Below are 25,796 nucleotides of genomic sequence, written 5' to 3'. Positions count from 1 at the left end.
CAGTGTCTGTCGGGAGAGCCTTTTATGGCCCGCGCATCATCGCCGCCATCGAGTTGTACGCCGTGCGGAGCCTCGCTACACCCAGGAGCTGAAAATACAACATCGCGCCCTACCCCGATCGCCGCCGCTCCCCGACGCTGTGGAGCGGAACGTTTCGCAAAATCCGTGACGCCCGTCCAAAAACCGTTTCGAATGAAGCCGCGAACTTGACTCATTAAGGAGGTGCCGCACATGAAAGGGACGAGATGGATGATCTGCCTGACGCTGCTTCTGGGATGCGCCGTGATGACAGCCACCGGGGCCGGACCCGTCCATGCGGACCAGCTTGCCGATGCCATCCAATCCGCGATCGGTCAAGGCAAGGTCGATGCGAATGCGCCGAAAGGCTTCCTTGGCATTCCCGGGGCGCCGGATGTCAGCTATCTGCTGGGGTTCCTGTGGGCGATCTGGGTCGGATGGATCTTTTCGACCGTAGGTGCCTTCGGGGGCATCATGGCGGGCGTCGGGCACATCACGATCTTCGGGCTCGGTGATTACGCCAAGGATTTCGGAAACGAGCATCCGATGAACAAACTCGTGACGGACTCCATCCGGGTCTCCAATCAGTGGCTCGTCGGACTGAGCGCACTCATTTCGAGCACCAACTATTACCGCATGGGGCGCCTGGTAGCACCGCTCGCCATGTGTCTGGCGATCGGAGGAGTCCTCGGATCCTCCGTCATCCCGGACATTACGGCAGGCAAGATCAGCCTCAAGGCCTACCTAGGTTATTTCGGCCTCGTGGTCCTCCTGCTCGGCATCATCCTGCTCCGTGAAACAACGGCTGCGGGTCAGGCCAAGAAGAAGAAGGCCAAGGAAGCCGCAGCGGCCTTCGAAAAGCAGACCCGCGAAGGCCAGCGCTCGGACCAGGGCGTGAAAGTGCTCGCTGGCAGCTGGCCCCTCATGTTTCTCGCCCTGGCCTTCGTGATCGCCAGCGCCCTCTGGCTCGGCCTTGGCGGCGGAGCCAAGTGGATCGCCTACCTGCTGGCGCTGATCGGCCTGATCGTGACCTTTTTCGTGGGGACGATCCGGTTCACCTTTTTCGGCGTAGAATTCGAATACAAGTCATGGATTCCCGTGCTGGGCGGCCTGGTCATTAGTGCAATGGCTTCTTTCATCGGCGTGGGCGGCGGTTTCCTCTTCGTGCCCTTTCTGACATCGGTCGCCGGACTACCCATGTTCCTGGTGGCGGGCACGAGCGCCCTCGCGGTCCTCGTGGGCATGATCAGCTCCATCTTCGGTTACATGGTCGGGCAGGGTATCCCAACCGACTGGGGACTGATCGGGACGGAGCTGATCGGGATCTTCATCGGCTCCATGATCGGCCCCCGCACATCCAAATACATCCCGGATATCTGGCTGAAACGGATCTTCGTCGTGCTGGCCTTCTACGTCGGCATCCGCTACGTCACGAAAGGCTTCCTTGGGTACAGTATCCTGCCTTGACCGGATACCCGGCCTTCAAGCCTGACATCAGGGGCAAGACAGGCGTCATCGTCGTTGAGAACGCCGGCTGTCGTCATCATGAACATCAAAAAGCAAGTCACGCTCTTTGGAGAAGATGTCTTCAGAGACACTGGTAAATAAAATGGGTGTCGAGCAACGGTATGGAGACCTCCAACGCCCTTCTTGCAGCCATCGATGCCTTACTGATCACCCCCTATCGATGGCCGGCCGATCCTTGTCTTGGCTGGTGGCTGGGGACCCTGCTGCTTTCACTCTGGTGTGCGGCGTTGGGTGAACTCAGCGCTGCGCTTGCCGTGCGGGTCAACCGGAGCGCCATACGGGAGGCCTTTTCCGAGGCATCCAACCGCCACGACCAATCCCTTTACGCGCTCCGGACCGGTGACCGGGTGGCGTACAAAGGCATCAACGCCCTCGCAAACGAGGCCTACGGCAAAGCCTTCTTCCTTCAGATCACCGTTGCCGCCGCCGTCCTTTGGCCCGTTCCGCTCGCTATGGCCTGGCTCCGGCTGCGCTTTGCGGACCTGCGGTTCCAGCTGCCCTTTTCTCTTCCCGGGCTCGGCGACAAGGTCAGCGCCCTTTTCGTTTACATACTGTTGTACATATTCTCGAGGATCCTTCTGCACCGTCTCAGGGTCTTCCGGCAATACCGTATGGGAAAGGAAAGGGGGAAAAGACGCCCCTAAAAGGCAGAGATAAGGACCACCCACCTTCATATGGGAGCTTTTTCACCAGCACGCCTGTATGCCCGGGAACCTCGCGATGGCTGAAACAGGGATCGCCCCCACGTCATGAAGATCCTGCAGTGAAAGCCGGCACCACCGCTCAGGGTTTGCCGGCGTTTCCTTCTCGAAACCGTTCGAGCTGTTTTCGAAGGTAGCGGCGGTCATCGTTCGGACCGGCGGTGGCGAGGGCTCTTCCAGCTGTTTGGATCGCCTTCTCCACCTGGCTGTTGGCGTAGTAGGCCTCGGCGAGTGTGTCCAGAAAAACGGCCGACGATTCGATGGCGACCGCCGCCTGGGCGTGGCGCAACGCCTCATCGGGATCACGCATTCCCTCGTCCCGGGCGGTCAGCAGCAGCCAGGCGAGATTGTTCAAGGCTACGGCATTACCGGAGACCCGATCCAGGATCTCCCGGTAGATCTGCATGGCTGCGGCCTCCTCACCCTTCTGTTGGTAGACCATCGCCAGACTCTGCCGCAGTTCCATATGGTCCGGCCGAACGGCCAGTTCCTCACGGATCGCCTGCGCGAGCAGATCCAGAGTGACCCGTTCACGCCATCCCGAGAAATTCATGAGGTAGCCGAGGACTCCCACACCCAGTAAGTAAAGCACCATGGAGACCAGAAGCAGCCGGTTGTGGCGCTGCACGACGCCACTGTCCTGTGCGCTGCGCTGCAGGGTCTCCACCCGCTCCCGGATACTGAAGTGATGCCAACTCGGCAGATCTCGAATCCGGCCGCTCAAATAGGCGATACGCTCCAGGGCATTGACAGCCGGCCAGGGGGACCCCATCAGGCGGGCCGAATAGAGATCCGCCTGCCTTTCGAAGTGCCGCATGAAAAAACCCATGATGAAGCGGAAATAGACCAGCAGAACCACGAGCATGGGAAGGGAAGCCAGGATGAAAAAAAGGGGCGAATCGACCTCCTGCCCTTCGGCAAGAACGCTCGAAAAATACGGATGCGCCAGGAGGACATACCCGAGGATCTCGAAGCCGCTCGAAAAAAGAAAGATAAACCCCAGGAACAGGAGGAGGTAAAACAGCAGATGCCGGTATTTGATGTGGCCCATCTCGTGGGCCGCCACGGCTTTCAGCTCCTCGACGGGCAGAGATCTCAGCAGGGAATCCGTAAAAAGGATGTAACGGAAGCGAGGGACAATGCCCATCACCCCGGCCGTCATGAAGCGCCCGGCAAAGATCGGCCAGTCAAGGAGCCCGCGGTAGCGAAACCTGTGCTGCGCAAGAAATGCCTTCAGCTCCCTGACAGGAGCAGAATCTTCCAGCGGCCGGCAGCCCCAGAAAAACTGGATGAAGAGCGGCATGACTGTCATCAGGAGCAGCAGGAAAACCGCATAGAAGAGCATTTGCCCCGCCGTCCCGCTCAAAAAAAGCACCTCCCGTGACCCGGTCAGAAGCCCCGCAACATCGGCAAGAAGGGTCAACACCCACCAGGGGAAAAGGATCGGGATGTTCAGCCGCAGGTGGGACACAATGAAGCGGCGGCGCCCGATGCCGGTCTCCATGACAGCCTCGGAAACCGGATAGGCCCAATACCAGACAGTGGCAAGGAAGCAGAAGAAAAGGGCAATCGCCAGGGTGTGATCCAGGATGTCGATGCGGTCTGAGAAAGGAAACGCCTGCAGCCAGCCCTTCAGGTGGAAGCCGTGGACCGCCGCCACGAAAAGGATCACCGCCAGGAAGGAACATCTCGCCAGGAGGGCATGGTATCGTTCCGGAAGAAAACCCGCCTCTTCCGCGTCACGGGACCGCAACCAAAGCCTCCTGAAACCGATGCGGCACAAACCTGCGAAGAGCAGCCAGCTTCCGGCGATCAGTCCGGCGTGCAGGGGCAGAAGATGCAGCGGAGGCCGTTCAGCGCCGCCGACGCCATAGGCCAGGAGCACCACGATAAAATATATGATATTATTGAACATCAGATCTCAGCGTACCACCCGGCGGGTACCGAAGGCATCCTCCGGCCGAGCGCTTCCCGGCCCCGGGCCCGTCCTGCGGTCTGAACCCTGAGATCACGCCGATCCATTCTCTTTCGGCTGACCTTCCTGCAGGAATTCAAGTTCGCCTTTACCGGGCGGCAGCAGGGGATCCCCTTTGAGACTGATGCAAACACCGTAGCGGGATTCGAGCTCGGCGAGTTCATGCCGCTTCCTGTTCTGGAGATAGGTGGCTACATCCAGCGACAGGAGCCCATGGACCTGGTTCACCTCTTTGGTCGTGATTCCCAGCCAGATCTGGCGCAGGAAAGAGATGGCCGCCGACTCCACAGACGGGATGAGGCCGCGCCCCTGGCAATAGGGGCAGGTTTGATAACTGCGCGACTCGATGGAGGGTCTCAGCCGCTGACGCGACAACTCGAGCAGGCCGAATTTGGAGATATGGGCCACGTCCGTCTTGGCGCGGTCCTTCTTGATCTCTTCGCGCAGCGTCTTCTCGACATCCCGGTTGTGGTTCTTGTCCCGCATATCGATGAAATCGATCACCACAAGGCCGCCCATATCCCGCAGGCGCAGCTGCCGGGCCACCTCCACCGCCGCCTCCGTATTGGTCTTGAAGGCCGTGGTCTCGATGTCCCTTCCGCTTTTGCCCCGTCCTGAGTTGACATCGATCGAGATCAACGCCTCGGTCTGATCGATCACGATAGACCCGCCTGACTTGAGAGGCACCTGGCCGCGGTAGATCGCCTCGATCTGCTCCTCGATCTTGTAGTGGTCGAAAATCGGGCGTTTGTCCTTGTAGAGTTTCACCCGGTTCTGATGGGCTGGAGAGATGATCTTCATATAGGACTGGACGTTCGCGAAGGTGTCCTTGTCATCCACCAGCACCTCGGTGATCTCGCCGGTAAAGTAATCCCGAAGGGTCCTGAGGCAGACATCCTGCTCTTTGTGGATCAAGGTCAGAGGCGGCACCTCCTTCACCGCCTTGCGGATGTTTTCCCACATGCGCAAGAGCCGGTTCAGATCCCGGGACAACTCACGCTTGTTCTGCTTGAGGGCCGCAGTCCGCACGATGAATCCCACCCCCTCGGGGAGGGTGAATTCGGACATAATGGTCTTGAGACGCTCCCGCTCCTTTTCGTCTTCGATCTTCTTCGAAACGCCACCGGTCTCACGGCCCGGCGTAAGCACCAGGTAACGACCCGCAAGCGAGATATAGGTCGTCAGGTGGGCACCCTTGCGGCCCGGCATCTCCTTGATCACCTGCACGAGCAGCTCCTGCCCCTTCTTGAGGACCTTCTCGAGCGGAGGCGGCGGGCCGGCGGAGGACGGATCGTACGGTATGTGATAGTACTCCGGATGGATATCCGCAGTAGGCAGGAAACCGTTCTTGTCCGCCCCGAAATTCACGAAGCATGCCTGCAGACTGGGTTCGACACGCTCGATGGTGCCTTTGTAAATATTACCGATCTTCTGCTCGGAAGCGGTGCTTTCGATGTAAAATCCGTCCAGAACATTGTCGGTGACGATCGCTACCCGGTATTCCTCCGACTCCACCGCGTTGATAAGCATTTTGGTCTTCATGGGGCGAAATGACTCTCCTTCCGTAATCTTCCATTTCGATGGAAGTGCTGATGGGCTTGATACATGAATGTTCTGATAGTCGCTTCTCGTCCGGGCTGGGAGCTGGAATCGTAAGGGGTATCCAGATAGGGGATCCGGTAACGATTGATGACGGGCTTGATCACAGCCGACGTGATCGTGCTCGGCATACAGGTGAAGGGATAGACGTTCACCACACCGTTGAATCCGTTCTTCGCATACTCGACGATACCGGGTATGCTCAGGCAGGCTTCCGTCCCCACATCGAAGCTGAACAGGTTCGTGCGACACAACAGTTTGTCCAGATGTGAGACACGATGGTCTTCCAGCAGATCGATCCTGCCCCTCGCAAAACGGTAGACCTGCCGTTGACGGTGCTCCTGATAAAACAGGTCCCCTCCATAGCTCAACATCCTCCGGCAAGCCTCTTTCAGAGGAGCGATGCGCAACTGCTTCAGGGCTGTGACAAAATCCTTCCGGGCTTCACGCATCCGATCATAACTCGTGTAATTCATCCATTCGGCGAGCGACGCGTTCACCACCTCTCCGCCGTATTTCTCGAGCAGCCGGATCAAATCCTGGTTAGCCTCCACGTGGGTGCGCAGATAGATCTCGCCCACCACTCCGATCAATGGCTTTGGTGGGACAGCCTGATCGATCAGGCTGCGCCCCTCTTCGATGATCTCTCCGAGCATCTCGAGGATCGCATCGAAATCCTTCTTTGCCGCGTGCCGCTCGAACGCGCCCTCCATCCGCTGCATGGCCTTGTCGATAAACGTATCGGTCACGCCCGGCCGGCGCTCATAAGGGCGAACCCGCCACAGCAGCCGGTCCAGAACGTCTCCTACAAGGACCGAAAAATACGCCGATTTGCGCAGATCGCGCACCCGATGACGCTCGATCAGCCCGTCGAGCGCATACCCGTCCTTGGTAGTCAACGACCCGATCCTCAGAGCGCCCAGATCCGGAAAGGAATCCAATACGATGCGCTGATATTTGTTGTACATGCCGAAGCGGCAGGGTCCATCCGCCTCCGGCATGAAATAGACGTAGTCATCCGGCCGGAAGGCATCTCCAAGCCGTTCCTTCTCCCGCTTCATGTGATACAGGATGTCTCCCGTCGTCACCTGACAGGGAAAACATTCCTTGCCCGAGGTGTACTCCTTACCGAGATCAAGTCCCTTGAAGGTCTCCATCACCAGGGCGCGAATGCCGAAGCCGCGAAAGGTCGCAGCCAGAAGATGCGAACCGATCCGGTTCATCTGCGGGATCAGGAAGGTCTTGTTCCGAAGGTTCACCCGGCCTACCCGCTCGGTAAGCGACTGGAACCGTATTACATTGCTGACGGTGTCGTGCATGAGATCATCCCTGCAGTACTCGGAGAAACGCTTTTTTCCACTCTTGTGAGAGACGGAACTTTCCCGGTAGGCAAAATCGATCTACCTTCCCGGGATGGATCTAACTGGTGTCCATCCGGAAATGATTTTCCTATAGAACCCAGTTTCCAATCCGGAAATGAGGATTTTTCTTCACCGCTTCGCCGCTCAGTCCCACCGCTACGCGGCGGGTCCCGGTTTGGCCAATATCAAGGAAATCAAGCGTTTGCGCGGAGGCGACCTGTGGGTCGCCGCACAAGCAAACGAGCAGATTGACGCCGAGATTGGCCAAAAAGACCATTTCCGGATGGAAACTAACTGGCCGCCTTGCAGTCCAACTCAGGGCTGACAGCCTGGGACTGCTTTCGCAACACGTTTTCGATGACGTTCCGATACGCCTCCAACCGTGTCATCACGCCCGCTACGGCGCTGTGCTCATCCAGTTCCAAAATGAGATACGCCTTGTCCCCCATGATGTAGCGGTAAAAATGCTCCAGAAAGGAATCCGGTCCGCATTCGAAATTGGTCAGATGCAGCCCGAACATGTGAGCGTGATCGTTGACAACCTTCGCCGTTCTCAAGATCTGTGCACCCAAGCCCCAATACATACTAGGAAAGTCGGAAAGATCCACCCCCGACACATCGAGGAAATCCATAGGCAGGGCCGTCAATCCGATCTTGCCCAAATTCTGTCCAAGACGGAGGTTGAGTCTTTCATCATAAAGATTGTATGGCCTGCCTGTCACCACCAGGAGGGGCTCCTTGTCATCCAGAGACCCCCGGATCTTGTCGCCTTCCTGAACCAGCCGCCTGCAAAAGGCCCTCTGCTTGGCCAGAGCGTAAATCAGGGCCTGGTGAATCCGGGAAAAGGTGACGCCGAGCTTCGAACCCAGTGCCTCGGTCAAAGCCATCGCTATGGTCTTGGGATCCCGGTCGAGATAAACCGTCGGTGTCAACGCCTTCTTGAGGTCGATCCCCAAGGCGGACTGCAGCATATAGGTGTTGCTCTGGACCATGGGACAGTAAAAGCCCCTTTCGACATCCTGGGGTGTCTCCATGGTGATCATGAATGGCATGAAAAGGTGGCGGGTCCTACCCATCAACATGCGGGTGTGGCCGTGTGAAACCTTGACCGGATAACAGGTTTCAGCGGCCATGGATTCGATGCCGCGGGAAGAAATGGCAGGCGTCGTCGGAGGGGTCAACACCAGTCTGAATCCCAGGCGGTCGAAAAAATGCGCCCAAAGAACCGCGGTCTGATGTACATGCAGCGCCCGTTGAAGTCCGACCGTAGGCCTGCCACCCAGCTCCAGAATCGTCTCCCCTTCTTTGAGGGTCACCGCCACGCCATCGAGAAATTCATCCATCACACGCTGTCTGAGCGCAAAATAGTTGGGTTTTTTCTCGCCGCGCCCCCGTGTTACATCGTAGCGGCCGCACTCGCCGCCCCAAACGCTCCGTCGCCCGTCAAAGTTGTAGATCTTGAGTTTGCACTGGTTATGGCAATTCGGATCGGCATGGCAGATCTTCTCTTCATAAACCATAGTATCCGCAACCGCACTCGCAAGACCCCTGAAACCGCTTTCGCGTTTTCCCTCGAAGGCCATGAACTCCTGGACGCTCAGGGCCGCACCATAGGCCCCCAGAACCTCACGGTGGCGGGGCACCAGAAGACCCCTGCCGAGGACGTTTTCGAAGGCCGCCACAACGGCCTTGTTCAGGGACGGCCCCCCCAGAAACATGATCCGCTCCCCGATGCGGCGCTTCCCAACGACACGGTTGAGATAATTGGACACGATGGCGTAGCAAAGACCGGCCATAAGATCCCTGACCGGGGCCCCCCGCTGGAGATAGGAAACCAGATCCGATTCCATGAACACCGTGCAGCGCTCAGCCAGGGGGATCGGGGCAACCGACGAAAGGGCGATATCCTGGAATTCGTTGACGATATTGATGCCATACTTGTTGGACAGCTCGTGGAGAAAGCTGCCGGTCCCGGCTGCACAGACCTTGTTCATATCGAAATCGAGCGGATGGGTATTGGCGATATAGATGTACTTCGAATCCTGCCCGCCGATCTCGAAGATCGTATCCACCGCGGCATCCATCTCGACAGCGCCACGGGCATGGGCCGTGATTTCGTCGATCATCAGATCGACATTCAAAAAATCCCCGACGACGTTGCGTCCCGAACCGGTCGTCGCCGTGCCCGCGATCTCCAGGGCGCCGCCCCACTCGGAATGCAGCTCCCCCAGAAGTTCTTTCACCACCTCGATAGGTTTGCCCTGCGTCGGTACATAGCGTTTGCGGATGATCGCCCTGTTTTCATCCAGCAGGGCGTACTTTGTCGTCGTCGAGCCGATGTCGAGCCCCAGATAGACGCGCGCCTTCCGCTTCAAAGGCTTCGAGGCGACGACATTGCCTTCGGGGAAGACCGTTTTTTGCAGGACCAGCTTCCGGGCCGACGGCAGACTCACCATCCGGGAAGACCGGATCTCCCGAAGTCTTTCCTCGTCGACACCTCCTTCGTGGCCACTCTTGAGGGCCTGCAGGGCCACCCCCAGCGCCCCGGAAGCGGTGGCGTACGGCGGGATGATCAGATCCGGGAAATAGGCCTTGAAGGCCTGGATCTGCAGCCGGTTCAGCGTGAGGCCCCCGATAAAAAGGATCGGCGCCTGCAGCCGCCGGTTCGAGACGATCGTGCTCATGTAGTTGCGGGCATTGCCGATATGGAGTCCGAAGATGATGTCCTCCAGCCGCTCACCCTTGTTCTGCAAATGGATCATATCGGATTTGGTGAAGACCGTGCAGCGGCAGGCCACATGTGCAGGTTTTCGGCTCTTCGACCCGAGCGCGATAAAATCGGCGAGCACCTGATCGATGGCCTCCTGCGACACGGGCTTGTCCGTCTCGTAAAGGGCAGTGGCAAGTCGTTGGGCCTGCTGATCGATGAACGACCCTGTCCCGGAGGCACACGGGCCGTTCGAGTTGAAATAGGCCAGTTCCCATTCCCCTCCATCCGAGCCTCTCGCCTCCGTGCCATGGCCGATTTCGAAAAGAGCCGTATCCTGCCCCCCCATGCTGATAATGCAACGCGTCCTCGGCTCGACATGCAGTGCGCCCAGGACCTGGGTGATGTTTTCGAATTCGTAGAAGGCGCCGAGATCCTCGGCCAGTTTGCGGGCATTGTTTCCTGTAAACGATATCGATCGGATATTCGCAGGGCCGAAATGCGCGTACAACCCTCTAATCAACTCCTGGATCTTTTCCTCGACCTTACCGAAATGACGCGCATACGGACAGGCATAGACGACTTCTCCCGTCCGGTCGATCACGATGCCCTTGACGGCCACCGAGCCGGCATCGATGCCGGCATACAAATCCTGCGTCCCTGTTCCGGGAGCATTCGTCTTAGCTTCCATCGTCTTCTGTGCTCGCGTAATAGACCTCGCCACTCTGCTCCTGGGGCCGGATGCGCCCCTTTACCTGCAGTCCCCTGATCAGGGCCTCCGCCGCTTCCCGTGCCAACCCCAGGGACGAACATACATCCATGACCCTGAGAGGCCTCCTCTTGACCATCTCAATCAAGGCTTCCGCAGCCGAGGCGTCCTTCCCGGAGCCTGCGGCCAAAGGCTTCGCTGTGATCATTTCAGCCTTTTCACCCAAAAACGCCCTGATGGCCTCCAGCTTCTCCCGAGCGAGTGCCTTCGCCTCCGGGTCGGATGGAGGCCTCGCAACCGTGTTCAAATAAACACCGTCCGGTGAAAGCGCTTCGATTTCCCTTTTCAACGCCTCGATCTCCCGGGGCGAATCGTTGATCCCGGCCAACAGCACGATCTCCAAAGCCAGCCGCCCGGCATAAACGCTTCTGAGGGCGCGGATCCCCCGGATCACCTTTTCGAGGGTGATATCAGGGTGCGGCCGGTGAATGCGGGCAAAGGTATCGGGATAGACACTGCACAGAGTGGGCATGATCACATCCGCCCCAAGAACCCTCTGTACAACCTCCTCCCGCCAGAGAAGAGACCCGTTCGTGAGAAGCACGATCGGTTTCGAACTCAAACGCCGAAGCCCGGCGATGACCTCGCCGATACCGCTGTGCAGCGTCGGCTCACCGGACCCCGCCAGTGTGATGACATCGGTAGGCGTCGCCTCGAGGATGGCCCCGGCCTCCGTAAGGACGTCCGCCACAGGCACCAGCGGCTGCGGTTCACTCAGCTTCAGCGTCGTCCGCCCCACCTGGCAATACAGGCAATCGAACGAGCAGGTTTTCGGGGGTAGAAGATCGATACCCAGAGACAGACCAAGCCGCCTCGAAGGCACCGGCCCAAAGACATGCTTAGGCATACACCCTCCATCCCCTCAATGCACTTCGTCCCAATTCGCGCCTTCCCGGATATCGACGAGCAGAGGGACCTGCAGTGGGTAAACCTGTTCCATCTCCCGGCGGATCATCCCCATGAACCGCCCTGTCTCTTCCGAGGCCACCTCGAACAACAATTCGTCGTGGACCTGGAGCAGCATCCGGCAGGCGGCTCGATCGGGTGCCAGGCGTTCATGAATGCGGATCATCGCCATCTTGATGAGATCGGCAGCGGTCCCCTGAATCGGCGTGTTCACAGCCATCCGTTCGGCCTCCGCCCGGATCATCGGATTTTTATGATCGATATCCGGAAGATACCGGCGCCGATTGAAGAGCGTCGTCACAAACCCGTCCTGCCGCGCCTTGGAGATCATCGCCTCCCGGTATCTCACAACTCCTGCATATTGGGCGTAGTAACGGCTGATATAATGTTTGGCCGTCGTCAGGTCGATTTCAAGCTGTTCACCCAATTTTCGCGGCCCCATGCCGTAAATAATGCCGAAATTGATGGTCTTGGCTATTCGCCGCATGTCCGGGGTAACGGCTTCAGGCCGAACCCCCATCAGTTCGGAGGCCGTCCGCCGATGAATGTCCTCACCATGGCGAAACGCCTCCAGAAAAGCCTGGTCGCCCGAATAGTGCGCAAAAACACGCAGCTCCACCTGGCTGTAATCCGCGGAAACCAGCCTGTACCCCTCCTCCGCGATGAATCCTCTCCGAATCTCACGACCGGTCTCCCCGCGGGCTGGGATGTTCTGCAGATTCGGGTTGCTGCTGCTGAGGCGCCCTGTGGCGGTCACCGCCTGGTTGAACGATGTATGAATCCTTCCGGTAGCCGGGTTTACCATCTTCAAGAGGGCATCCAGATAGGTCGACTTCAGTTTGGAAAGGGTGCGGTATTCCAACACCAGCTGGGGAATCCGGGAAGCGCACCCCGCCAGTTTCTTCAGTACATTGACATCGGTGGAATAATGCTTCGTCTTGTTGGTCTTTCGCTGCACCGGCAGCTGCATCTTCTCGAAAAGAACGAACCCAAGCTGTTGAGAGGACTGGATATTGAACTTCATGCCGGCCTCGGCAAAGATCTCCTTTTCGATCTGCACCATCCTCTCGGCGTAATCCTTGGATAAATTCCGGAAAACCACTTGATCCAGCTTGACCCCGTGCAATTCCATACCAACCAGAACGGGAATCAACTTCATCTCGATTTGATGGAACAGGTCTTCATTCCGATGCTCTGCGAGCCTCTTCTCCAGGTCTTCTTTGAGCGCCAGAATGATCTGGAGCTTCTCGCAGGCATACCGGGAGGCCTTTTCGACCGAAATTTCAGAAAAAGACACAGCGTGAGGGCCCTTCCCCAGCAACTCTTCTTCGGCAGTCATCGGCCGATTCAGATAGTGCTGCGCCAAGGCCCGCAGATCGTAGCGCTTGAGCCCCGGATTGACCACGTAAGCCGCAAGCATCGTATCGAATGCCAACCGCTGCAGCTTCAGCCCCTTCGAAGCAAATGCCTCTGCGGTCACTTTCAAATCGTGACCCATCACGCCGAGGTTTTCATCTTCGAACAGTTCGGTGAGGTCGCCCTCGACCTCTTCCCAGGCAAGCTGAGACGAACCCCCGGCATCCTCATGGCCCAAAGGCACATAGGAAAACCCCGTCTCAGGGGTATAAAACCCGATTCCGGCAATCGGCGCCTGGACGGGATCCTTCTCCGCCGTCAGGACCACCATGACCAGAGACTCTTCCCGACACACCGAGGCCTTCAAGGACAGCCAATCGCCCATTGTCAGGCAGAGGTTCACGGGCGCATCCTTCTCCGTGAGACGGGGCATGAACTGCTCCCAGAGTTCATGGAACTCCAGTTCCCTGAACACCTGCGTCAAACGCTCACGGTCCGGCTCGCCGACCCGCAAATCCATCGGGGCGTCGCCTCCCATATCGGCGAAGCGCTCGATGGTGACCAGCCGCCTGCTCAAAGCGGCCTGCTCCCGGTATTTCTCGAGATTCTCACGCAGCTTGTTCTTCTTGATCTCGCTAAGGTTTTCAAATACACCCTCAAATGAGCCGAAGGATCGTATCAATTCGACGGCAGTCTTCTCCCCCACACCGGGAACACCGGGAATATTGTCGGTGCTGTCGCCGGAAAGACTCATGACATCGACAAAGCGCACAGGCTCGAAACCGTATGTCCGCCTGAGGCCGTCATAGTCCGTGACAACATCCTTGGAAGGATCCCAAAGACTGACGCGGCGGGTGATAAGCTGCCTGAAATCCTTATCCCCGCTGACAATCACGACATCATGCCCCTTCTCTTCCAGAAGACGGGCGTAGGTTCCGATCAGATCGTCAGCCTCATACCCTTCGCGCTCAACCATCGGCACGGCAAGGAGGTTGACGACCTCTTTCAGCACCGGCACCTGCACGACGAGATCCTCCGCCATCGGAGGACGGTTTTCCTTGTATGCGGAGTAAATGGCATGCCTGAAATTGGGCCCTTTGGCATCGAAGACAACAACCACCCGTTCGGGATCTTTGTCAGCCAACAGCTTGAGCAGCATCTTGGTGAAGCCGAAAATGGCATTGGTAGGAAATCCCTTTGAGTTGGATAAATTCCTTATGGCATGGTACGCCCTGTGCAGATAGGAGCTGCCATCAACGAGATAGACGGTGACATGACGATCGGGCATCCTGATACCATACTCCAAAAAAGGGATAAATTACAAAAGCAAAAAAGTGCTTCCAATTCCGATCCGATCAAACCTCCACAAACGGTCCATTACCATTCCCTCTGCCACGCGGAGGCGGGAAGGACGGACTCCATCCCGCTCCATATATGGTTCCCGGATTGCAACTCCAAGTCTCCAAGTTTACGGAAAAGGCCGGATCTCAGTCCGTCCAGAAAGGAACCTGAACATCCCCCCAGGGTGTATAGAAAAATCCTCATTTCCGGATTGGAAACTGGGTCGTGCTGGATAAGCATTTTTGGATGGACACGAATTACGAATCGACCGGAACGTAAACAGCGTTCACGCTTTCAGTTCATGTCCTCGATTTTCGGAATCTTCGCGAACAGGGAACCCGCCGCATGCCGATGAAACAGCAGATTATGCAACGTATCGGAGAAAAACCTCATTCAGGGTTGGAAAAGGGTGCGGGATCAATAATCATTTCCGGCCGCGGCCGCAACAGCGCCTCACTGGGCAGCCCGATTGAACATAAACTTCACTTGGCGTATTCGACGGCCCGTGTCTCGCGAATCACGGTCACCTTGATCTGCCCAGGGTAAGACAACTCCTTCTCGATCTTCTTGGCAATATCTTTGCACACGATAAACACCTGATTGTCATCGACGATCTTTGATTCGACGATAATGCGGATCTCTCGGCCCGCTTGAATCGCATAGGACTTGTTGACCCCCTGAAAACTCATGGCGATCTTTTCCAGCCCCTCGAGCCGCTTTACATAGGATTCGAGCATCTCTTGCCGGGCCCCAGGCCGTGCGCCGGACAAGGTATCCGCAGCTTGAACCAGAACCGCGAGAACGGATTCAGGCGCCACCTCTTCGTGGTGCGCGGCGATGGCATGAACCACCTGATTCGATTCACCGTATTTCTTGGCCAGATCCGCGCCGATGATCGCATGCGGCCCCTCGACCTCATGGTCGACTGCCTTGCCGATGTCGTGCAAAAGCCCGGCCCGTTTGGCCTGTTTGACATTGACTCCGAGCTCGGCCGCCATGATACCGCACAGGAACGCCACCTCCCGCGAATGCTGCAACACGTTCTGGGCATAACTCGACCGGTACTTCAAACGCCCGACGAGTTTGATCAGTTCATGATGGATCCCATGCACCCCGACGTCAAAAGCAGCCTGTTCTCCGGCATCCTTGATGGCGGCTTCAATCTCTTTATCGACCTTGGCAACGACCTCTTCAATCCGGGCCGGATGGATCCTTCCATCATCTATGAGCCGCTCGAGGGCAATCTTGGCTACCTCCCGCCTTACCGGATTGAACCCGGAAAGGATGACCGCCTCCGGGGTATCGTCAATGATCAGATCAATTCCGGTCGCGGCTTCGATCGCACGGATATTGCGCCCCTCTCGCCCGATAATGCGGCCCTTCATCTCTTCATTGGGCAGGTTCACCACAGAGACTGTCTTCTCGGCCACATATTCCCCGGCATACCGCTTTACGGCGAGGGAAAGGATTTCCTGCGCCTTCCTGTCAGCCTCGACCCTGGCCTCACTTTCTATCCGGCGCATGATCTTCGCTGCCTCGTGCTTAGCCTCCATCTCCATCGAACTGATCAACTGCTGCTTGGCCTCTTCGCTCGATATCCCGGCCAACTTCTCTAACTGGACCCGCTGCTCGGCGATCAGCCCTTCACACTCGCTCTCCATCCTTTTAAGTTCGGTTTCGCGCTTTTCGATATCCCTGTCGCGCTCGGACTGCGTAGCCTCACGCTTTTCTATCTGTTCAATCTTCCGGTCCAGATTCTCCTCTTTGTGCAGCAGCCTTTTTTCCTGAATGAGTAACTGTTCCTTCTTCTCTTTGCTTTCCCGCTCAAACTCTATCTTCGTCTGATACAGAATATCCTTGGCCTGTAAAGCCGCATCCTTTTTGATATTGCTGGCTTCTCTTTCCGCCTCGGCCAAAATCTTCTCGGAAAATTTCTCAACCGAATCCACACGATTCTGGACAACTTTCTTATAAAGCAAATAACCCAGTAAAACGCCCAGAACCAGGGCAATCACGCCTGTCATGACAATATATGCTATACTCATGCCGAGTTTATTCTCCTTAGCGGGGCGACGCAGACGCTAATACCCGCATTGGCTTTCGTTTTCCTGACCATGCCGATCATGAGCGAACCAAAGGAATTCCATCTTCGGTGACGAAGGGAGACTGTGCGGGGCGGGTGGGATTTTAGATCCGACAGGTTTGCGCCAAAAAAGGGGAGGTCCCTGTAGGGAACGCCACAACGCTGCACTCAGGCCCTAACCGAACCACGTTCCCTGCAGCCGTTACACAATCTAATCAAAACAGAGCACAGCATCTCGGACAACCCAAACCATCTGTCAAACACACAAAGCCATTCGCTCATACACTTATAAACAGACCGTGCCTCAGGCATTCAGATTAGGCAATCTCGTACCTGTGACAAAGCCCCCAACTTCATTGCACCCGACAGACCCATGCATTATATCGTCCCATCCTGTGCCTTTTCAGGTTACACAGAAACCGCGACCCTAGTCAACAACAGCATCAATCTGATAATTGAGCTTACGAGCACGTTCCTGAATCCATTTTACAATCTCTTCGCGCTCCTGGAATCGCTTCAGCACTTCGTCATGCTGTTTAAGAAGCTGAAAATATTCGCTGGCAATATAAAACGCTGCAAGAATGGCTGTCTTTCTTTCGGAAATCCCATCAGATTGACTGCTGATCTGCTCAAATCTGTCCCTTACAAACTGGGCGATCTCTTTCACATGCCGCTCATCCTCATCACTCCGGATGAGATAATCATTTCCTAAAATGCTCAGTTTGATGGGCCTACCCAATTGCCCCCCCTCGCCGGTCCTACAACCCTATCTGCTCGATCTTATCCAAAAGGGAAATGATCCGCGCCTTTGCATTGTCTCTCGAGGCCCTCAGATTCTCCAGCTGCTCATTCACATCAGCGAGCTTCTCCTCCTGAATCTGCAACTTCTCGCTCAGAGATTCGTTCTCGCGCTTCAGACTCTGAATAGTCCCAATCAGGCGGTCAATTTTCTGTTCCAAGAGTTCAAATTGATCCACTTCCATCCCTATATCCATAACGGGCTCACCCTTTCCAGTAAACACATTAGCATCCGTCCGGAAACAGTCTTTCCGGCAAACCTCGCGGCCATTCTGCAGGTCTGCCCTTCCGGCGAGCTGCAGGTAGCCTCCCTGCAAACGATTCATTCCCCGGATATGCAGCAAGCCGAGATCCGCCCCGAAGGACTGCGACTCAGCGGGCGAAGCCTGCGACAATAACCCCCATCCCCGGACAGGAAATGGGTCCCTGCTTGATGCACCTATCCGACTGCACACACCTCGCCCGCCATTCTACCCTTCGGCAACCGGCGGAGCCACACGCTCTACCACAGGCTACCCCCGAACAGCGCGGCGTTAGCCTATTTCATTGAAGTAATTTATAATATTATCCACAAGCAGACAAAACGTCAATGAAAAAGGCAAGCTGCGCAGCTTGCCTTTTTCTCTAACTGCACAATAAGATCGCAGATTACTTTCCCCTGGCGGCCTCCCCTACCTTGATCCGGGCGATCGCCCTCTTGAGAGAGAGCTCAGCCCTCAAAAAATCGATATCCTTAACCCCTCTTTCCTTCGCAAGCCGCTCTTTGGCCCTCTCCATAGCGAGCCGAGCCCTCTCGAGATCGATCTCCTCGGCGCGCTCCGCCGAATCCACAAGAACCGTAACCTTATTCTCGGACACCTCGACAAAACCCGTAGAAATGGCCAACAGATGGGGCTTTCCTCCCGCAGTGTACCTGAGGGATCCAGGAATGAGGCCGGTCAGAAAGGGGACATGCCCCTCCAGAACGCCGAACTCGCCGAGAGAGCCAGGAGCGACCACCATGTCAACCGCCTGGCTCACCTGCACCTTTTCAGGCGTTACCACCTCCAAAAATAAATTTCCCATGAGCTAATCACCCCTATTTGCCGGCGGCAGCCATTTTTTCCGCCTTCTCGATCGCCTCATCGATCCCACCAACCATGTAGAAAGCGGCCTCGGGAAGATCGTCATGCTTCCCCTCGATGATTTCTTTGAAGCCTCGGATCGTGTCCTTTACCGCAACATACTTGCCCGGCGTCCCAGTAAAGGTCTCAGCCACGTGAAAAGGCTGCGACAGAAACCGCTGCATTCTGCGGGCGCGCGCAACGGTCAGTTTATCCTCATCGGAAAGCTCATCCATTCCGAGAATGGCAATGATATCCTGCAGATCCTTGTATTTCTGCAGGGTCTGCTGCACCTGACGCGCAACGTAGTAATGCTCCTCACCCAACACGTTTGGATCGAGGATACGCGAACTGGAATCCAAAGGATCCACTGCGGGGTAGATGCCGAGTTCCGCAATCGGACGTGAGAGAACCACTGTACCGTCCAAGTGGGCAAACGTGGTTGCAGGCGCAGGGTCCGTCAAGTCGTCGGCAGGGACGTAGACACACTGCACGGACGTAATGGATCCCTTCTTCGTCGAGGTGATCCTCTCCTGCAAGGCACCAAGGTCCGTACCCAGCGTCGGCTGGTAACCGACAGCGGACGGGATGCGGCCCAGCAAAGCGGAAACCTCCGAGCCAGCCTGCGTGAAACGGAAGATATTGTCGATGAACAGCAACACGTCCTGGCCCTTTTCATCCCGATAGTATTCCGCCGCGGTCAGCGCGGACAAGGCCACACGTGCCCGGGCACCCGGGGGCTCCGTCATCTGACCGTAGATAAGCGCGGCCTTTTCGATAACGCCCGATTCCTTCATCTCACGGTACAGGTCATTCCCCTCACGGGTGCGCTCCCCGACACCGGCAAACACGCTGATACCGCCATGCTGCATGGCGATATTATGAATCATCTCCATCATAACAACGGTCTTGCCTACCCCGGCGCCGCCGAACATGCCCATTTTACCGCCGCGCGGGAAAGGAACCAGCAGATCGATGACCTTCACTCCGGTCTCCAGCACGTTCACCGATGTATCCTGGTCCTCAAAACTTGGAGCGGGACGGTGGATGGGGTAATAAACTTCTGCATGGACAGGACCCAAGCCGTCCACAGGCCGGCCAACCACGTTGAGGACACGCCCAAGGCATGCATCCCCGACAGGCATGCGGATCGGCGCGCCCGTATTCTTGGCCTTCATCCCTCTCACCAGACCGTCGGTGACGTCCATCGCGATGCAGCGGACGACGTTGTCACCAAGATGCTGCGCCACCTCCACAACAAGATTATCCTCGGTGTCGTCTATGGCAGGGTTGGTGATGAGCAGCGCCGTCAAAATGAAGGGAAGTTCGCCTTCTACGAATTCAACATCGACAACCGGACCTATGACTTGTATAACTTTGCCCTCGTTCATGGTTGACTAAAGACCTCCTTAAAATATGAAACCATTAAGCCTTCTTCAAGGCTTCGGCACCACCCACGATATCCATCAACTCAGCCGTAATGGCGGCCTGCCTGGCCTTGTTGTAAACCAAGGTCAGAGTTTCGATCAATTCCTTGCAGTTTTTCGAAGCATTGTCCATTGCGGCCATACGGGCAGCATGCTCACTGGTTTCGTTCTGCAAAAACGCATTGAATATCTGTACGCTGATATTCTTCGGTAAAAGTTCGATCAACAGATCTTCGGGGTCAGGCTCACAGACATACTCCGCCTGCGCCTTTCCCGCCTCTTCTTCACTCTGCCGGGGCGGCTCGATGGGAATAAGCTTGACTACGGTCGGCTCCTGCCGCGCCATGCTGACAAAACGGCTGTACATCATGTACACTTCATCGATCTCGTCGTTCAAAAATCGCTCGATAAATCCGGCGCTCATCTTATTGACGAACGAGATATCGACACTGCCGTATATGTGGGTCTGCGCAGCGGTGACCGGGTATCCGCGCCTCATGAAAAAATCCCTGCCCTTCTTTCCGACAAGGTTCAGGCTCACATCGAGCCCCTTCTCCTTGTGTTCACGAATCCACTTTTCCCCCCGGTTGATACCGTTCATGTTGAAACTACCGCACAACCCTCTATCCGCACTGAAATGCAGCAACTCGACCCGACGCACATCTTCCTTTTTCACAAGCAGCGGATGGACATCGGGCTCGATGCGGGTCGCCAGATTCCCAAGGACTTCGGAAAACTTGCGTGCGTAAGGCTCAAAGCTCTCCATCTTCATCTGTGCACCCCGGAGCCTGGCGGCCGCCACCATGTTCATGGCACGCGTAATCTGCCGTGTCTTTTTGACAGCCCCGATCTTCCGGAGGATATCCCTTAAGGTTGCCATCTATCCGTCTCTTTCTTTCCGGTCGTTAAGGGTTAAACGGCGGGTTGAAAAATCCCCTTGAACTCATCGAGCGCCTTCTTCAGCTTTTCCGCCAAGTCCGCGCTGATGTCGTTCTTATCCCGCAGTTCCTGCAGCAGGCCGGCATGCTTGCTGTCGATGAATTCAAGCATCTGCTTCTCATAATCGGCAACCGAAGAAGCAGGCCATTCATCCAGGTAGCCATTGGCCCCGGCGAAGAGGATGGCAATCTCCTTTTCGGCGGGTATCGGCTGGTACTGGGGCTGCTTGAGGACTTCCACAAGGCGCTGCCCTCGATTGAGCTGCCGCTGGGTCGCCTTATCCAGATCGCTTCCGAACTGGGCGAAGGCCTCCAGCTCCCGATATTGGGCCATGTCGAGACGCAGCGTTCCAGCCACCTTTTTCATGGCCTTTGTCTGGGCTGCGCCACCGACGCGGGAAACCGAGAGTCCGACGTTGATCGCAGGCCTGACACCGGAGAAGAACAGATTCGGTTCGAGGTAAACCTGTCCGTCGGTAATCGAAATAACGTTCGTCGGAATATAGGCCGACACGTCACCGGCCTGAGTCTCGATGATCGGCAAGGCGGTCAGCGATCCAGCCCCGAGTTCGTCGTTCAGCTTGGCTGCACGTTCCAACAACCGGGAGTGGTTGTAAAAGATGTCACCCGGGAAGGCTTCACGTCCCGGAGGACGTCTGAGGAGGAGGGAGACCTGACGGTAGGCCGTTGCCTGCTTCGACAGATCGTCATAAACGATCAGCGCATGCTTGGCGCTGTCCCGATAATACTCCCCTATAGCGCAGCCCGAATAGGGAGCGATGAACTGCTGGGTAGCGGGGTCGCTGGCACAGGCCGCGACGACCGTCGTATATTCCATGGCGCCGTGCCGCTCGAGCACGTCCACCACCTGTGCAACGGTCGACTTTTTCTGGCCGATCGCCACGTAGATGCAGAAGATGTCGGTCCGCTTCTGGTTGATGATGGCATCCACGCAAATGGCGGTCTTTCCGATCTGGCGGTCGCCGATGATCAACTCACGCTGCCCGCGCCCGATCGGCGTCATGGCGTCAATCGCCTTGATGCCGGTATACATCGGCTCTCCCACGGGCTGACGGGCGATGACGCCCGGCGCGACCATTTCGATCCGCCGGAATTCCGTCGCCTCGATCGGACCCTTGCCATCGAGCGGTTGGCCCACAGCATCGATGACGCGACCGAGAACGGCCTCGCCAACCGGGATTTCGGCAATACGGCCGGTCCGTTTTACGGTGTCCCCTTCCTTGATCCCGCTGTCGTCGCCCATAATGGCGACTCCCACGTTGTCCTCCTCGAGATTGAGGCACAGACCGTAGATCCCACCTGGAAATTCGAGCATCTCCATGGCCATGGCATTTTCCACGCCATAGACACGCGCAATCCCGTCACCAACGGACAGAACCGTGCCTGTCTCGCTCACTTCCACCTTTTTCTCATAATCCTTGATCTGATCGCGGATTACCTGGCTTATCTCTTCTGCTCTGATCTCCATTAGTTATATTCACCCCTTTTCAATGATTCTTTTAACCCTTCCAGTTGGGCTTTCACACTACCATCCAATACCAAATCCCCTATTTTCACGACCAGCCCCCCGATCAGGGACTCATCCACCTTCACCTCGAACCTGACTTCCTTGGAAGTCAAATCGGACAAGGTCTTCTTAAGCTTCTCCAAGGCCTGAGTCTTGAGAGGCTTGGCCGTCAGGATATCCGCTCGGGTGACATTCGAAAGCGCATCGGTGAGTGTTGCGTAGTGCTCCGTGATATCCGGGATGGCGCCGATCCGGTTCTTTTCGAGCAGGAGTTTCAGGAAGTTGTTGACCATTAAAGGAAATTCGCTCTTTCCCAAGACAAAATCGAGGACCTTTTTTCGGTCCTCCACAGAGAAAATCTTGTTTGAAATCACAGCGTAAAATTCCGGGTTGGCTTTGCAATATTCCACGAACGCCTGCAGCCCCTTCCCGTAAGCTTCATACTGGCCGTCTTGCTGCCCCAAACTCAGCAGCGCCTTTGAATATCGTCTGGAAATCTTTGAGCCGCTCAATGTAGCTTCCCCACCCTTTCTATGAATTCATCAACCAAATGTTCCTGATCGCTTGCCTTGATCTGTCTGACGATCAGATCCTGGGCCTTGCGGGCCGCCACGTTGACAATCTCCTCGCGCAAACGGTCTTTGGCACCCAGGATCTCGCGCTGGATCGTCGACTCGGCCTGAGACATGATCTGTTTGGCCCTGTCTTTCGCCTGGGCGATGATCTTGTCTTTCTCCACAAGACCCTCAGCCTTGAACTGCTCGACAATCTCCTTCTTCTTGACCTCGAAGTCTTTGAATTTCTGCTCGAGTTCCTGGTATCGCACCTCAGCGGCCGCCTTTTCCTTCTGCAGCTCCTCCATGCGCCGCTTGATATCCTCTCTCCGCTGCGCAAAATAGTCCTTCAGAGAAGTCTTCTTGATCACCACAACCAGGATAATGACGAGCAGAGCGAAATTGATGCAGCGATACAGCAGATCCATCAGCCTGCCGCTGTCGTGGCCTGCGCCGTGGTCGCCCCCACCGGCCGAGGCATAGACAGCCACAGCCGCTGCACACAACAGGATGGTCATCAGCCCGGCTGACAGCCACCGCAGACCTTTACCGCTTCCACCTTTCCTCATAATCAGAGAGCCCTCCCCAAAACTTTCTCGGCTAAATCCTTCGAAAAAGCAGCCACTTGAGCTTCCAGTTCCCTTCGTACAGCCTCCATTTTCGCATCCAGCTCAGCCTTGGCCTCTGTCATACGCTGCGCAACGGCACCGGAGGCCTCCTGAAGGATGCCGACCTCCTCCTTGTGCGCATCCCCTTTGAGTCTCTCCTTCTGGACAAAACCTTCCTTGCGGGCCTGGACCACGCTGTCCTGAATGGCAGCCTCGCTCTTCTGGGAACGCTCCCTCAGCTGCGCCACCACCTGCTCCATGCTCCCCATCTTCTGCCTCCGCTCCGCAATGATACGCCGGATGGGCTTATACAGAAGCAGGTTCAACACAAAGAGAAGGACCAGGAAATTCGCAATTTGAATGAACAGAGTGTGATTTGCCGAAAGCATAAGTAACTCACCCTTCCTTCATTTTAATTAAGTTAATACAGGGGGTAAGGCCTTTTACAAAAAAAAGCGCATGTTGTCAAAACATTTTTTGGACTGCAGCCGCCGTTTTTTAGGGCCGCCCCAAGCCAGGTCAGCGCCATCAGAATGCCTTCGGTCCACCTGAGACTGAATAGCCCTCCAGCCGGGCTGCATAACACAAAGCCTCGTGGCTTGCAAGGGAAATAACCCTTCTCCGCTCGGGAGATAAATCCGAAGGAGATCCGATCGCGTTGACTTTTTCAGCCATATACACCAGAATGCCTAAGATCGGAGCGGGTTACGTCCCGGAAGAAGCACCGCCTGAAGGACGCCGCTCAAATCGACGATTCTTTCCTCTCAAAGCAAGGAGCGAGGCATGGCTTTCAAACGTGTCAGAGAAATCTTCGCGAAGATGCCCGAGGCGTTCGATCCAGACGCCGCGAAGGGTCTGGATGCGACGATCCAGTTCGACATCACGGGCAGCGACGGAGGCAGTTGGTCCGCCGTCATCAAGGACAACGCCTGCACTATCGAAGAAAACATTCCGATCGAACCCTCAGTGGTACTTACCATGTCGGATCGAACCTGGGTAGCGATGGTCAATCGGGAACTCAACGGAATGCATGCCTTCATGACCGGGAAGCTGCGCGTCAAGGGGAATATCATGCTGGCTCAGAGGATCTACGAGCTTTTCCCTCTATAACCGGGCGACTCATCGAGGCACCTCGAGGCGGTGGGCCCTGTGATGCAAGCGGCGGCACCGCCTCGACGGCCCAAAGCGGCATCAATGCCTGAAAGCCCTTTGCCCGGTAAAAACCATAGTCACCTGCGGACGGGCCTGGTTGCATGCCTCGATCACCTCGAAATCCCGGAGCGACCCGCCAGGCTGAATCACGGCGCTGATTCCCTCCCGGATCCCCACCTCGACACCGTCACGGAATGGGAAAAAGGCATCCGAAACCATGGCAGCACCGATCAAACCGCCTTTGGCGTCCGCTGTTTCGGCCTCGATTTCCTCCAGCAGATCTTTATTTTTTTCACCCCTTCCGACGTGAAGCTCCAGATCTTTGTAGGATAGTCCGTGCCTCCGAAAGCACAAGGCATCGGCATACTTTGTATAGGCCTTGAAGACCGCGATCTCCGCAACACCCACCCGATCCTGTTCGCCCGTCCCGATCCCGACGGTCACACCATCCTTGACGTACAGGACCGAATTGGAGGTCACCCCCTGCTCGACCTGCCAGCCGAAAAGAAGATCTTCGATCTCCTTCGCGGAGGGCGCCCGCTCGATACGGTAGGTGCGCCCCTCGTGGATCGCACCGGCCGGTTTAAGATCTGCAGCGGACCGGATTGCATTCAGAGGTGACTGCTGCACGATCAGCCCGCCGTCCATGAGACTTTTGAAATCGACGAACCGCAGTGCAGCGTAGGCCTCCAGCCGGTCCATGCCCGGGACGCGAATCACGCGCAGATTCGCCCGTTTTTTCAGGATATCGAGCGCCCCTTCCTCAAAATCGGGGGCCCCGACCACCTCGAGATAATTCCCGGCAATCTCGTCGGCTGCCGCCCGGTCGACCGGACGATTGAAAACGGCACACCCACCGAAGGCCGCGATCCGATCGGCCGTATCAGCACGGAGATAGGCTTCGGCGCAGCTCTCTCCGTAGGCGACTCCGCAAGGATTGTTGTGTTTCACGATCACCGCAGCCGGGCGGGATTTCAAATATTTCAAGATATTGAGAGCATTGTCCAGGTCAGTCAGATTGATCTTTCCAGGATGTTTCCCGCTCTGGAGCATGTCCTGTTCGGAAACGGCGGAGACAAGCCCCAAGCCGGGGCGTATAAATTCGCATCCCCCGAGGGTCAGGTTCCCACCCATCAGTTCATACAGTGCAGCCTCCTGCCCCGGGTTCTCCCCGTAGCGCAATCCCTTCTCGATCAATCCCCCGGTCTTTTCATCAGGAATACGCCACGTCCTCTTTCGGTAAACGAGCGTCTGCCCCCCGAATGAAATCGCCAAATCATCAGGAAAATGGTCCTCCATAACAGTCCGGTACATCTGCTTCAAATCCTGGCCCATCCGTCTTTCC

Annotated in this window: 21 protein-coding genes; 3 read left to right on the top strand and 18 right to left on the bottom strand. The window is 56.6% G+C overall.

Annotated elements, in window-relative coordinates; genetic code table 11:
- The first annotated feature begins 231 nt into the window (after window positions 1-231).
- Window positions 232-1,485, top strand: coding sequence for a sulfite exporter TauE/SafE family protein (locus ACZ500_RS24495; RefSeq protein WP_464230052.1), 1,254 nt, complete (start codon window positions 232-234; stop codon window positions 1,483-1,485).
- 161 nt (window positions 1,486-1,646) lie between these two features.
- Complete coding sequence (locus ACZ500_RS24490; protein ID WP_464230051.1) at window positions 1,647-2,189, top strand: hypothetical protein; 543 nt, start codon at window positions 1,647-1,649, stop codon at window positions 2,187-2,189.
- A 139-nt stretch (window positions 2,190-2,328) separates the two neighbouring features.
- Here the strand turns inward: ACZ500_RS24490 and ACZ500_RS24485 are convergent, their stop codons facing one another.
- The 17 genes from ACZ500_RS24485 to ACZ500_RS24405 all read right to left on the bottom strand — a co-directional run bounded on the left by ACZ500_RS24485 (window position 2,329) and on the right by ACZ500_RS24405 (window position 23,688).
- Window positions 2,329-4,161: a M48 family metalloprotease gene (locus ACZ500_RS24485; RefSeq protein WP_464230050.1), complete on the bottom strand. Its 1,833-nt coding sequence runs from the start codon at window positions 4,159-4,161 to the stop codon at window positions 2,329-2,331.
- A gap of 93 nt (window positions 4,162-4,254) precedes the next feature.
- Window positions 4,255-5,763, bottom strand: coding sequence for an Rne/Rng family ribonuclease (locus ACZ500_RS24480; RefSeq protein ID WP_464230049.1), 1,509 nt, complete (start codon window positions 5,761-5,763; stop codon window positions 4,255-4,257).
- On the bottom strand, window positions 5,760-7,139 hold the full coding sequence (locus ACZ500_RS24475) for a CoA activase (RefSeq protein WP_464230048.1): 1,380 nt from the start codon (window positions 7,137-7,139) through the stop codon (window positions 5,760-5,762). Before ACZ500_RS24475 ends, ACZ500_RS24480 begins: the two co-directional genes overlap by 4 nt.
- 130 nt (window positions 7,140-7,269) lie before the next feature.
- Complete coding sequence (locus ACZ500_RS24470; protein WP_464230047.1) at window positions 7,270-7,458, bottom strand: hypothetical protein; 189 nt, start codon at window positions 7,456-7,458, stop codon at window positions 7,270-7,272.
- 13 nt (window positions 7,459-7,471) lie between these two features.
- Window positions 7,472-10,579 carry an acyl-CoA dehydratase activase gene (locus ACZ500_RS24465; protein ID WP_464230046.1) on the bottom strand — a complete coding sequence of 1,036 codons (3,108 nt, stop codon included), beginning with the start codon at window positions 10,577-10,579 and terminating at the stop codon, window positions 7,472-7,474.
- Window positions 10,569-11,504, bottom strand: coding sequence for a radical SAM protein (locus ACZ500_RS24460; RefSeq protein ID WP_464230045.1), 936 nt, complete (start codon window positions 11,502-11,504; stop codon window positions 10,569-10,571). The genes ACZ500_RS24465 and ACZ500_RS24460 overlap by 11 nt, the downstream gene beginning before the upstream one ends.
- Before the next feature lie 15 nt (window positions 11,505-11,519).
- Window positions 11,520-14,207 (bottom strand): DNA polymerase I, encoded by a 2,688-nt coding sequence (gene polA, locus ACZ500_RS24455; protein WP_464230044.1) that lies wholly within the window; start codon window positions 14,205-14,207, stop codon window positions 11,520-11,522.
- 535 nt (window positions 14,208-14,742) lie between these two features.
- Window positions 14,743-16,305, bottom strand: coding sequence for a ribonuclease Y (rny, locus tag ACZ500_RS24450; RefSeq protein ID WP_464230043.1), 1,563 nt, complete (start codon window positions 16,303-16,305; stop codon window positions 14,743-14,745).
- A gap of 465 nt (window positions 16,306-16,770) precedes the next feature.
- A complete protein-coding gene (locus tag ACZ500_RS24445) occupies window positions 16,771-17,082 on the bottom strand; it encodes a cell division protein ZapA (RefSeq protein ID WP_464230042.1) in 312 nt (103 codons plus the stop codon).
- Window positions 17,083-17,101: 19 nt separating this feature from the next.
- Complete coding sequence (locus ACZ500_RS24440) at window positions 17,102-17,467, bottom strand: cell division protein ZapB (RefSeq protein ID WP_464230041.1); 366 nt, start codon at window positions 17,465-17,467, stop codon at window positions 17,102-17,104.
- 322 nt (window positions 17,468-17,789) lie between these two features.
- Window positions 17,790-18,206, bottom strand: coding sequence for a F0F1 ATP synthase subunit epsilon (locus ACZ500_RS24435; RefSeq protein ID WP_464230040.1), 417 nt, complete (start codon window positions 18,204-18,206; stop codon window positions 17,790-17,792).
- A 13-nt stretch (window positions 18,207-18,219) separates the two neighbouring features.
- Window positions 18,220-19,635, bottom strand: a complete 1,416-nt coding sequence (atpD, locus tag ACZ500_RS24430) for a F0F1 ATP synthase subunit beta (protein WP_464230039.1) — start codon at window positions 19,633-19,635, stop codon at window positions 18,220-18,222.
- A 34-nt stretch (window positions 19,636-19,669) separates the two neighbouring features.
- Window positions 19,670-20,551, bottom strand: a complete 882-nt coding sequence (gene atpG / locus ACZ500_RS24425) for an ATP synthase F1 subunit gamma (RefSeq protein WP_464230038.1) — start codon at window positions 20,549-20,551, stop codon at window positions 19,670-19,672.
- 32 nt (window positions 20,552-20,583) lie between these two features.
- A complete protein-coding gene (atpA, locus tag ACZ500_RS24420; RefSeq protein WP_464230037.1) occupies window positions 20,584-22,098 on the bottom strand; it encodes a F0F1 ATP synthase subunit alpha in 1,515 nt (504 codons plus the stop codon).
- A complete protein-coding gene (gene atpH, locus ACZ500_RS24415) occupies window positions 22,098-22,649 on the bottom strand; it encodes an ATP synthase F1 subunit delta (RefSeq protein WP_464230036.1) in 552 nt (183 codons plus the stop codon). Before atpH ends, atpA begins: the two co-directional genes overlap by 1 nt.
- Complete coding sequence (locus ACZ500_RS24410) at window positions 22,646-23,260, bottom strand: F0F1 ATP synthase subunit B family protein (RefSeq protein ID WP_464230035.1); 615 nt, start codon at window positions 23,258-23,260, stop codon at window positions 22,646-22,648. The genes atpH and ACZ500_RS24410 overlap by 4 nt, the downstream gene beginning before the upstream one ends.
- 2 nt (window positions 23,261-23,262) lie before the next feature.
- Window positions 23,263-23,688, bottom strand: coding sequence for a F0F1 ATP synthase subunit B family protein (locus tag ACZ500_RS24405; protein ID WP_464230034.1), 426 nt, complete (start codon window positions 23,686-23,688; stop codon window positions 23,263-23,265).
- A gap of 394 nt (window positions 23,689-24,082) precedes the next feature.
- On the opposite strand from ACZ500_RS24405, the gene ACZ500_RS24400 reads away from it, so the two are divergent.
- Window positions 24,083-24,409 carry an SCP2 sterol-binding domain-containing protein gene (locus ACZ500_RS24400; protein WP_464230033.1) on the top strand — a complete coding sequence of 109 codons (327 nt, stop codon included), beginning with the start codon at window positions 24,083-24,085 and terminating at the stop codon, window positions 24,407-24,409.
- Window positions 24,410-24,490: 81 nt separating this feature from the next.
- Here the strand turns inward: ACZ500_RS24400 and ACZ500_RS24395 are convergent, their stop codons facing one another.
- Entirely contained in the window at window positions 24,491-25,786 is a 1,296-nt protein-coding gene (locus tag ACZ500_RS24395; RefSeq protein WP_464230032.1) for an IMP cyclohydrolase, read from the bottom strand.
- Window positions 25,787-25,796 lie beyond the last annotated feature (10 nt).

It is taken from the genome of Desulfatiglans parachlorophenolica (assembly GCF_055394735.1).
Note: the sequence above shows the minus strand (reverse complement) of the source record. Positions and strands in the feature narration are given on the sequence as shown.

Coding starts and splice junctions, on each gene's coding strand:
- ACZ500_RS24395 (WP_464230032.1), bottom strand. CDS start 25,786: ATGGGCCAGGATTTGAAGCAGATGTACCGGACTGTTATGGAGGACCAT.
- ACZ500_RS24480 (WP_464230049.1), bottom strand. CDS start 5,763: ATGAAGACCAAAATGCTTATCAACGCGGTGGAGTCGGAGGAATACCGG.
- ACZ500_RS24490 (WP_464230051.1), top strand. CDS start 1,647: ATGGAGACCTCCAACGCCCTTCTTGCAGCCATCGATGCCTTACTGATC.
- ACZ500_RS24460 (WP_464230045.1), bottom strand. CDS start 11,504: ATGCCTAAGCATGTCTTTGGGCCGGTGCCTTCGAGGCGGCTTGGTCTG.
- ACZ500_RS24465 (WP_464230046.1), bottom strand. CDS start 10,579: ATGGAAGCTAAGACGAATGCTCCCGGAACAGGGACGCAGGATTTGTAT.
- ACZ500_RS24405 (WP_464230034.1), bottom strand. CDS start 23,688: ATGCTTTCGGCAAATCACACTCTGTTCATTCAAATTGCGAATTTCCTG.
- polA (WP_464230044.1), bottom strand. CDS start 14,207: ATGCCCGATCGTCATGTCACCGTCTATCTCGTTGATGGCAGCTCCTAT.
- rny (WP_464230043.1), bottom strand. CDS start 16,305: ATGAGTATAGCATATATTGTCATGACAGGCGTGATTGCCCTGGTTCTG.
- ACZ500_RS24475 (WP_464230048.1), bottom strand. CDS start 7,139: ATGCACGACACCGTCAGCAATGTAATACGGTTCCAGTCGCTTACCGAG.
- ACZ500_RS24410 (WP_464230035.1), bottom strand. CDS start 23,260: ATGAGGAAAGGTGGAAGCGGTAAAGGTCTGCGGTGGCTGTCAGCCGGG.
- ACZ500_RS24440 (WP_464230041.1), bottom strand. CDS start 17,467: ATGAATCGTTTGCAGGGAGGCTACCTGCAGCTCGCCGGAAGGGCAGAC.
- atpD (WP_464230039.1), bottom strand. CDS start 19,635: ATGAACGAGGGCAAAGTTATACAAGTCATAGGTCCGGTTGTCGATGTT.
- ACZ500_RS24435 (WP_464230040.1), bottom strand. CDS start 18,206: ATGGGAAATTTATTTTTGGAGGTGGTAACGCCTGAAAAGGTGCAGGTG.
- ACZ500_RS24400 (WP_464230033.1), top strand. CDS start 24,083: ATGGCTTTCAAACGTGTCAGAGAAATCTTCGCGAAGATGCCCGAGGCG.
- atpA (WP_464230037.1), bottom strand. CDS start 22,098: ATGGAGATCAGAGCAGAAGAGATAAGCCAGGTAATCCGCGATCAGATC.
- ACZ500_RS24495 (WP_464230052.1), top strand. CDS start 232: ATGAAAGGGACGAGATGGATGATCTGCCTGACGCTGCTTCTGGGATGC.
- ACZ500_RS24485 (WP_464230050.1), bottom strand. CDS start 4,161: ATGTTCAATAATATCATATATTTTATCGTGGTGCTCCTGGCCTATGGC.
- ACZ500_RS24470 (WP_464230047.1), bottom strand. CDS start 7,458: ATGGTCTTTTTGGCCAATCTCGGCGTCAATCTGCTCGTTTGCTTGTGC.
- atpG (WP_464230038.1), bottom strand. CDS start 20,551: ATGGCAACCTTAAGGGATATCCTCCGGAAGATCGGGGCTGTCAAAAAG.